General features: G+C 33.0%; 5 protein-coding genes. 4 read left to right on the top strand and 1 reads right to left on the bottom strand.

Annotated elements, in window-relative coordinates; all coding sequences use genetic code 11:
- Positions 1-419: 419 nt before the first annotated feature.
- Genes ACLL8X_RS09100 through ACLL8X_RS09085 form a run of 4 tightly spaced genes read left to right on the top strand, consistent with a single transcriptional unit; the run spans position 420 to position 7,823 of the window.
- Positions 420-2,390: a cytochrome c3 family protein gene (locus ACLL8X_RS09100; protein WP_411990607.1), complete on the top strand. Its 1,971-nt coding sequence runs from the start codon at positions 420-422 to the stop codon at positions 2,388-2,390.
- A gap of 39 nt (positions 2,391-2,429) precedes the next feature.
- Complete coding sequence (locus tag ACLL8X_RS09095) at positions 2,430-4,499, top strand: rhodanese-like domain-containing protein (protein ID WP_411990606.1); 2,070 nt, start codon at positions 2,430-2,432, stop codon at positions 4,497-4,499.
- A gap of 44 nt (positions 4,500-4,543) precedes the next feature.
- Positions 4,544-5,128, top strand: coding sequence for a SoxW family protein (locus tag ACLL8X_RS09090; protein WP_411990605.1), 585 nt, complete (start codon positions 4,544-4,546; stop codon positions 5,126-5,128).
- Positions 5,121-7,823: a cytochrome c biogenesis protein CcsA gene (locus tag ACLL8X_RS09085; RefSeq protein WP_411990604.1), complete on the top strand. Its 2,703-nt coding sequence runs from the start codon at positions 5,121-5,123 to the stop codon at positions 7,821-7,823. The genes ACLL8X_RS09090 and ACLL8X_RS09085 overlap by 8 nt, the downstream gene beginning before the upstream one ends.
- 29 nt (positions 7,824-7,852) lie before the next feature.
- Here ACLL8X_RS09085 and ggt read toward each other — a convergent pair whose 3' ends face one another.
- Positions 7,853-9,523 carry a gamma-glutamyltransferase gene (ggt, locus tag ACLL8X_RS09080; RefSeq protein WP_411990603.1) on the bottom strand — a complete coding sequence of 557 codons (1,671 nt, stop codon included), beginning with the start codon at positions 9,521-9,523 and terminating at the stop codon, positions 7,853-7,855.
- Between the last annotated feature and the right edge of the window lie 300 nt (positions 9,524-9,823).

Here is a 9,823-nt window from a genome sequence, read left to right as displayed (position 1 = left end):
CTCATTGCGGACTTGTTAGTATTTATCTTTTTTATTCTTGATAAACTTCTTCAATGCTTTTCTTGTTTAGCTTTATTGTTTGTTTTTTAAGGTTTTTTAGTTAAGTTTTATATATTTTTAGTGTTATTGTTTTTGTAGGTTGAATTATAAAAAATTTATATATTAATTATATAAATTTGGTTCTTTTAAAAAATGTTTATCCGATTAACTACTTGCTTCATTGATAAATTTTTAAATAAAAAATAGAAATCAATATGGAAATTTACGATGAAATTATTAATTTTATCAATTATTAAGTTTTATTTACATAAAATTAATACATAAAAGTTAATATTATTTAAATAAGATAATTTATATCTTAAACAATTTATTTTTTGTTAATTATATTAGCTTAAAAATTGATTTATAAGGTGTATCTTATGAAAAAGTTCATTTCTAAGGGGCCAGTTTTAGCCTTATTACTCGGGATGGGGTTTGTTTTGAGTATAAACGGTGCGGAAAATTCAAACGTTCTTATTCAAGGACAAGCCGCACAAGATGGTGATACGAAACCAAGAACTCTTGAAGGTTATGTGCATCAAGAGGATGCGTTTTTTAAATATTTAAAAGAGCATCATCCTATGTTTAAATATGAAAAAGAAGGGCGTATAGTAGGTAAATATGCTATTAGCGATAGAGAGGAAGAATATGTGGAATTTTCCAATGGTCCTACTTTTGCAGAGCAAAATAATCTAGCCCATACTTCAGTAACTTACCGCTTAGGAATGGAATCTTTTTTGGATTTTCCAAACAAATTTGTAGGTCCAAAAAAATGTGGTGAATGCCACCCTGCACAATACAAAGCTTGGGAGAGATCGCGTCATGCTAAAACTGTTCGTTTTCCTGATGAGTTTGAAGAAGTAGGAAACGATTTAAAAAAACCTATGTATAACTCACAATCCACCATTTTACCAGATGGAATTTATCCTGATGATGTGTATGCTGTAATTGGAACACCTAGAACAAAATATGGTTTCATCGATAGATGGTTGGTTCGTGGAACCTATCATGTTGAAGATGGAAATCTTAGCAATATGACTGGAAAAATTGTAGCTGGAGGCAATCAATTCTCAAGACTTTGGAGTGAGTTTTTAACCCCTGAAATGACTAAAAAGATAGCAGAATTTTCTCCGGGATTTCCTACTACTATGGAGCAATTTGGAGGTAATGGCTCACAAGTTTGGGGGACTAATTCTTACGCGGCAAAATATCGTGAAAGTATGCTTTTTCAGCCTGCAAGTTCTTATTGTGAAACCTGTCATAGTTTTAAATTTGATTTTAAAAGCAAAGAAGAATTTTATAAGGCTTTAGGAAATACTCAAGAACTTAGAAAACATACAATTTCAAAAGGTATTTCTTGTGAAGAATGTCATGGTGCGGGTGCTCATCTTTATGGTGCTAGAGGGGCAGGTATGCCATCAAACTGCGAAAGATGTCATCAGAGATTTTCTTATAATGAAGAAGATGCTAAGAAAAATCCTAGAAAACCATTCAACGCATTTTTTAAATCTAGTTGTCCTTCTTGTGGAACCGAAGGGGCGCAAATGTATAGTTCCGCACATTATGATAAGGGTATGAGATGTGCAACTTGCCACGATCCACACGAAGTTACTTTTAATGATTGGAAAGAAGGTTATACTAAAGTAGGGCTTAAAAAAACTTGCACAGATTGCCACGATACGCAGGCGAGTTTCTTTAAACAAGGTGGAATTCACTCTAAAGACAATTGCACCGCTTGTCATATGCCAAATATGATGAGTTGTGAAAATTTTGGTGCAGTTCAAAACCCTGATAAAGGTGGATTTGATAATGTTAGAGCTTCTCATATTTGGAAAATAAAAGTGGATAAAACAGCAAAAACTCTTAATCCACCAGAAGGCAAAGAAAGATCTCCAAAAACTCCGGGATGGACCATAGCTAGAGATGACGATGGAAGATTTTTTCTTGATCTTATGTGGGCTTGCGGACGCACAAGCTTTAGTGATCCAAATTTAATGGGGCCGGGTGCAAGTGGATGTCATAGTGCAGTGCAGTCAAATTTACCTAAGAAACTTCATTTTACAGACCAAGAAACCATCTATGATATTGTTGTAGGTTGGCAAAAACCTGTTAAAGATGGCTATGAAAATATTCTTAAAGGCGTAAAAGAAATTGATAAAGCTATGGCTGAAAATCCTAAACTTTCTGTAGAGAAAAAATCTCGTGTTATTACTTTAGCAAATCAAGCAAGAGACATTGCAGAAAAATTACAAAAAGACGGCTCTTGGGGTGTTCATGGTCCTATTTACTCTAAAAAAATAGTTGATGAAGCTTTGGTTTATATACAAGAAGCTAAAAATATTTTAAAATAATTTTTCGCCCATTTTTTGGGCGAGTTTAAGGAGTAAATTTTGAAACAAAGTTTAGTAAAACTCATATTACTTGCTCTTTTTTGTTTTTTAAATCCTTCCTTGTATGCTGATGGGAAAATTCAAATCGGTATAGTAGAAGGTGTGGTTCCTATTAGTATGAAAGATGCTGAAAAGCTTTTAGGACAAAAAAATGTATATTTTATAGATGTTAATTCCAAAGAAGAAAGAGAAGTCGCGGGTAATATACCCGATGCTATTTTAGTTGATGCACAAAATTGGCAAAATTTATTGCCAGATGATTTTAATGCTACTTTGATTTTTTATGGTTCTAATCGCTTTACTTTCGATGCTTCTAATCTTGCAAATTTGAGCCAAAAACTAGGCTATACCCATGTTTATGTTATGTTAGATGGTATAGAATCTTGGATACTTTCTGGAAGAAAAGTTCAAAAAGAACAAATAGAAAAATGGCAAGACGCTAAAAATTTGGATAATTTTAAAGATAGTATCCATTCAAGATTGTATTTTGGGGATGTTCCAAGTTGCAGGGATTGTCACGGAAAAGGCGAAGATAAAAAATCCATTCGCTATAATAATGCTGCAAGTTTAGAACTTATTAATCAAAACTGCGCAAGTTGCCATAAAGATGTAAGTAAGGAATTTAAACATAGTATTCATCAAAATATCAGCCAAATACAACTTGATAAAGATGGAAAAAAGAAAAAAATTCCAACTTGCACCACTTGTCATAATATCCACAATAATGATCCATTAATGAATGCAATGACCTTAAAGCAAAGAAGTGATTTTAAATGCGGGGAGTGTCATCAAGATAAGCAAGACCGCTATCACGATACTTTTCATGGTAAGGCTATGGTATTAAATAGCCCGGGTAGTGCGCCTAAAATAGCAGCTTGTTATGATTGTCATGGTAAGCATAATATTTTAAAAGTGGAAGATTTAAACTCAACTTTATCGTCTTTAAATCGTGTTCAAACTTGTGCGCAATGTCATCCAAATTCCAATGAAAATTTCGCAAATTTTATTGCACATGCTGACCATAGTGATGGAGAAAACTATCCTTTACTTCACGGTGCTTATATTTTTATGACCGCTTTAGTTATAGGAGTTTTTGTATTTTTTGGTTTGCATACTTTACTTTGGAGTATAAGACTGATTTTAGCAAGACTTTCACATCCTGTAGAATGGAAAAAAGCAAAAGAAAATGCACACAATGACAAGGTTTTAATCAAGCGTTTTTCAACCTTCCATAAAATTCAGCATTTCTTTATGGCGGCAAGTTTCTTAGGGCTAGCTTTCTCAGGTTTGCCTCAGAAATTTTATTCTGCTCCTTGGGCACAAACTATGATAAATCTTATGGGTGGACCAATCGGTGCAACTGTGGTGCATCACATTAGTGCTATTATTATGTTTGCGGTATTTTTCTCTCATATTGGAGAAATCATACTTGTAAATTGGAAAAGAAGAGATTTGGTGCGTGATTCACAAACAGGCAAACTTGACAAAATGAAAATTTTAAGAGCCCTTTTTGGACCGGATTCTTTGATGCCGAATTGGCAAGATTTTAAAGATATGAAAGCACATTTTAAATGGTTCTTTGGTATGGGTGAAAGGCCACAATTTGACCGCTGGACTTATTGGGAAAAATTTGATTATCTAGCGGTATTTTGGGGTATGTTTGTTATAGGACTTTCAGGACTAGTTTTATGGTTCCCTACTTTCTTTAGCACCTTTTTACCGGGCTGGATGATTAATCTTTGTTCTTTGGTGCATTCCGATGAAGCTTTACTTGCAACAGGATTTATCTTTGCAATCCACTTCTTCAACACCCATTTTAGAGCGGATCGTTTTCCTATGGATATGGTTATTTTCTCAGGAACTCAAAGCGAGACTGAAATCAAGCAAGAAAGAAGTGCGTATTATCAACGCCTAAAAGAAAGTGGAAAACTTGAAAGTTTATATGAAAAAAACTCTAAATTTGATTCTTATAAGGGCATAGCAAAATTAGCGGGTTATTTAATGCTAATCACAGGAATGGTCTTTTTATTCTTAATGATTTATGCTTTTATAGTGGATTTGTTAAAATGACAATTGTCTAGATTTTTCTAGACAATTGATAAAGAAAGGATTAGATGTTAAAAAAACTGATTTTGGGATTTGCGGTATTATTATTTTGTGCTTGTAATGATGAAAAAATAGACGCAAATATACTTTCTAAAGGAACGCAAACTACGGAAAAATACAAGCAAGACTCTAGCAGCTTGGATTTAAATTCTTATAAAGAAATCGCAGAATTTTTTAAGGACAATCAAAACATTGTTTTTTCAAAAAAACCTGTGTTGATTGTTTTTAGTGCGAATAATTGCATTTATTGTGATAAATTAAAACGCGAAATTCAAAATGACAAAAAAATTCACAATATATTAAAAAACGAATACAACTCTTATTATATCAATACAAGTTATCATAAAATTCATAATTACAACAACAAAAAAATAAGCACAGAGGAGCTTTCTAAAGAATTTAACATAGACGCTACGCCCACTTTAGTTTTTTTCACACCTGAACATAAAACCTTGCTTATTTATCCCGGTTTTATGAGTGCTAAGCGTCTTGTTTTGACTATGGAAATTTTAAAAGATGAAAAAAATCAAGCACTAGGTCAAGATGAGCTTTTTAAAAAACTTTTTCTAGCTTATAAGGAAAAAAATGTTTAAAAAGATATTTTTTTCATTTTGGATGAGCCTTGTTTTGCTTTTTATCTATGCTTTTTCTTGTGCAGTGGCAACTTTTGTCGAAAATGATTTTGGCACTAGTGCTGCTAAAGCCTTAGTTTATGATGCTTTATGGTTTGATGTATTACACCTTTTACTTTTAGTCAATCTTATAGGCATTATCTTTATACACAAGCTTTTTCAAAGAAAAAAATACGCTGCTTTGCTTTTGCATAGTGCTTTTATAATTATCTTGCTTGGGGCAGGTATTACGCGTTATTTTGGGGTAGAAGGGGGTATGCATATTAGAGAAGGACAAAGCTCTAATACTATCGTTACAAGAGATGAATTTATAGCTTTAATGATTTATAATGATGAAGGTAAGGTTGTAGGATATCAATCCTTTGGAGTGGCTTTTAACCCCTTGCTTCATAATGATTTTGAGAAAAAAGTTTCTTTGTCAAATAAAACTATTGATTTAAAATTGCTTGATTATGAAAAAGCTCCTAATGCTATGAGTAATCCTATCATTAAAGTGCAAATTTCTTTTAACAATGAAAGCAAGGAAATTTTACTCACTCCAAATTACAACAATGATAATGTTTTGCCTTTTAGATTGGGTGGTGAAATTTTTGCTTTAAATTGGGGGCCTGAAGAGATTAAACTCCCTTTCTCTTTAGCCTTAAAAGATTTTATCCTAGATCGTTATTCAGGCTCTATGAGTCCTTCTTCTTACGCTTCGGATATTGAAGTGATTGACCAAGATAAAAGTTTTGAGTATAAAATTTTTATGAATAATGTTTTAGATTATGGTGGGTATAGATTTTTTCAAAGCTCTTATGACCAAGATGAGCAAGGCACTATACTTTCTGTAAATAAAGACCCCGGAAAAATTCCTACTTATATAGGCTATACTTTACTTACTTTTGGCTTTTTGTGGGTTTTGTTTGCAAAAAATTCAAGATTTCAAAAATTGTCAAATTATCTTAAAAATCAAAAGAATTTTTTGCTTATTATCTTTTGCCTTTTCACCCTGCACGTTAAAGGTTTTGCCGATGAAAATACTTTAAAACTGATACAAAATATCAAAGATAATTCCGCAAAACATTCTATGCTTTTTGGGACTTTGCTTGTGCAAGATTTTGATGGCAGGGTAAAACCTATCGATACTTTAGCGATGAATTATATCCATAAAATTACCAAAAAAAATGATTTTTTAGGTTTAAACTATAATCAAATTTTTCTTGGAATGATGATGTATCCGCAGCATTTTAGACAGGTAAAAATGATTAGCGTAAAAACGGCAAAGCTAAAAGAAATTTTAGGTGTGGATAAAAATGAAAAATATCTCGCTTATGATGATGTTTTTGATGGAGATTTTTACAAACTTTCAAATTATATCGAAGAAGCAAACCGCAAAAAACCCGCTTTAAGAGATCAGTTTGATAAAGATGTTTTAGCTCTTGATGAGAAAATCAACACCGCTTTTTATATTTATAGTGGAGAAATTTTTAGAATATTTCCTGACCCAAGTCAAAAAACTGATACTTGGTATTCTCCTGCTACACCTATGCCTTTTGATTTAAAGGATATAGAAAATATGCAAGGTTTGTTGGCAAAATATTTTTTTGATTTTGAACAAGCTCTTAGCACCAAAGATTTTTCTAAGACCGATGAGAGCTTAGAAAGGCTTAAAAATTTCCAAAATTTTTATGGGGCAAATCTCATTCCCGCACCTACTCAAATTTCTTTAGAGCTTTTTTTAAATCACTATAATATTTTTGACAATCTCACTCCAATCTATCTTTTGCTAGGTAGTGTGCTTTTTATCTTATTAATCTATGAAATTTTAAGTCTTAAAAAAGCACCAAAAGCACTTAAAAATGGCATTTTTATTCTCATTGCCTTAAGTGTTTTAGCTCACGCTTTAGCTTTAATCTTTCGTTGGTATGTAGGAGAACATGCTCCTTGGAGTAATGCTTATGAAAGTATGGTTTATATAGCTTTTGCTTGTGCTTTTGCAGGACTTATTTTTTATAAAAAATCCTCTTTAGCACTTTGCACCGCAAGTATTATGGCCGGAATTTCTCTTTTTGTAGCACATCTTGGCTTTATGGACCCACAGATTACAAATCTTGTGCCTGTTTTAAAATCTTATTGGCTTAATATCCATGTGTCTATCATTACCGCAAGCTACGGATTTTTAGGGCTTTGTTTTTTGCTTGGAGTGTTTAGCTTGATTTTGTTTATGTTAAGAAATCCAAAAAAAGCCCAAATAGATCAAAGTATTTTAAATTTACATTGTATCAATGAAATGGCTATGATATTGGGGCTTGCTTTACTAACGATAGGGAATTTTTTAGGGGGTGTTTGGGCAAATGAAAGTTGGGGAAGATATTGGGGCTGGGACTCTAAAGAAACTTGGGCTTTGATTTCTATTATTGTTTATACTATGATTTTACATCTTAGATTTATCCCTAAATTTAACAATCCTTATGTTTTTGCAAGTGCAAGTGTTATAGGGTTTTATTCTATTTTGATGACTTATTTTGGAGTAAATTTTTATCTTTCAGGACTGCATTCTTATGCTGCGGGAGATCCTGTGCCTGTGCCAAAATTTTTATATTTTTTTGTTGCTTTTACGATGATTTTGATTGTAGGAGCGTTTTTTAAAAGAAAATTAAAAAATCCTATATGAGTTTCCCTTGAAAATTTCAAGGGAAAAAGTTAAAATTCTTTTCTTGTATCCATAGAGCCTACGATTTTGCCCGTTTCCTTATCAATCATAATAGCATTTACATCGCCCATATAAGGTTCTTTAGTGATTTTATAACCCATTTTTTCAAGATTGTTTTGCACATCTTTAATGATTCCAAAAGGTTCAGTTCTAAGCTCATCAGGCAACCATTGCATATGAAATCTTGGAGATTCTACCGCAGTTGCAATATCCATTTTATGGTCAATTACATTGGAAATCACTTGTAAAACGGTTGTGATAATTCTAGAACCCCCCGGACTACCCACTACCATAAATACTTTTCCATCTTTAAGTATAATGGTTGGACTCATAGAACTTAATGGTCTTTTTTTAGGCTCTATGGCGTTAGCTTCTCCGCCCACAAGTCCGTATAAATTTGGAACTCCCGGTTTGATTGAAAAATCATCCATTTCATCATTGAGTAAAAACCCTGCTCCTTCAACAGCAGCACCTGAGCCATAGCTTGCATTGATTGTGTAAGTAATGCTTACTGCATTGCCTTTGCCATCTAGCACAGAATAATGAGTTGTGTTGTGTCCTTCATGGATTTGTCCTAAACCCGGCTTTACTTTTGAGCTTGGCAAGGCTTTATCTTTTGGAATTTTGGCATAAATTTCTTTGGCATATTTTTTGTCTGTAAGCTTATCAAGTGGAACTTTTACAAAGTCAGGGTCGCCCATATATTCAGACCTATCTGCATAAGCTTGACGCATAGCTTCTGCCATTATGTGTAGGGTTTTAGAGCTTGCAAAGCCTAAATTTTCTATGTTGGCATTTTCCATAATGTTTAAAATTTGTATGATGTGAGTTCCCCCGCTGCTAGGTGGAGACATAGAAATGATGTCATAACCCCTATAAGTGCCTTTGACAGGCTCTCTCCAAATGGCTTCATATTGTGCTAAATCTTCTTTAGTGATGATACCTTTGTTTTTAGCCATATCAGACTCTATTAAATCAGCGATTTTGCCCTTATAAAAAGCATCAGGACCTTCTTTGGCAATGAGTTTTAAAGTTTTTGCTAAATCTTTTTGAACAAACAAATCCCCACTTTTATAAGTGCTACCATCTTTTTTAAGGAAATATTTGCTAGAACTTGGAAATTCTTTAAACATATCCTTAGCTTCTAGCATAGTTTGTTCTTGTCTATCGTTGATAAGATAACCTTTTTCGGCTAGTTTTATAGCAGGTTCCATCAAGTCTTTTAATTTCATAGTGCCATAGCGTTCAAGCATAGCACTCATACCCTTAACGGTTCCGGGCACCCCAGCAGATAAATAGCCTATGGTTGAAGCATCTTTGATAACTTCTCCTTTGCTATCAAGATACATATTTCTACTTGCTTTTAAAGGTGCCATTTCCCTAAAATCAAGCGTGGTATTTTCTCCATTTGCTAAGTGAATGACAGCAAAACCACCCCCGCCTATATTTCCAGCCGCAGGATGCACCACAGCCAAAGCATAGCCTACAGCCACGGCCGCATCTATGGCGTTTCCGCCCTTATCAAGAACCTCTTTGCCTATTTTATTGGCAAGTTCGTGGCTTGATAGGACAAGTCCTGTTCCTGTTTTATCTTGTATAGGTGGATTAGCCGCACCAAAACTAAGCGTGATTGAAATCGCGAATATAGCTAAATAACGCATTTTACTCCTTTTGAATGATATTATAGAATTATTGTAACAAAAATAAGGATATTTATAAAGTTAAAAATTTATATATTTTGAAAAATATATTTAAAATTGTAGTATTTTGTATCAAATTTTCCCATTTTGTATAAATATATTTTTATAAATTTACAAATGGTAACTTTTAAATTTTTATACCAAACTTGGTATATTTTGCTAAAATTACTCTATATTAATTAAAGGTTAAGTATGAAATTTCAAACTCTAAATGAAAAAGAATTTTTAAATCCTTATTACCGCAAAAAGCCTATTTTGGAT

Source organism: Campylobacter parajejuni, from assembly GCF_046764905.1.
Taxonomy (GTDB): Bacteria; Campylobacterota; Campylobacteria; order Campylobacterales; family Campylobacteraceae; genus Campylobacter_D.
Note: the sequence above shows the minus strand (reverse complement) of the source record. Positions and strands in the feature narration are given on the sequence as shown.

What these genes read in the sequence shown, in the direction of transcription:
- ggt (WP_411990603.1), bottom strand. Translation starts at nt 9,523, where the DNA reads ATGCGTTATTTAGCTATATTCGCGATTTCAATCACGCTTAGTTTTGGT.
- ACLL8X_RS09085 (WP_411990604.1), top strand. Translation starts at nt 5,121, where the DNA reads ATGTTTAAAAAGATATTTTTTTCATTTTGGATGAGCCTTGTTTTGCTT.
- ACLL8X_RS09100 (WP_411990607.1), top strand. Translation starts at nt 420, where the DNA reads ATGAAAAAGTTCATTTCTAAGGGGCCAGTTTTAGCCTTATTACTCGGG.
- ACLL8X_RS09090 (WP_411990605.1), top strand. Translation starts at nt 4,544, where the DNA reads ATGTTAAAAAAACTGATTTTGGGATTTGCGGTATTATTATTTTGTGCT.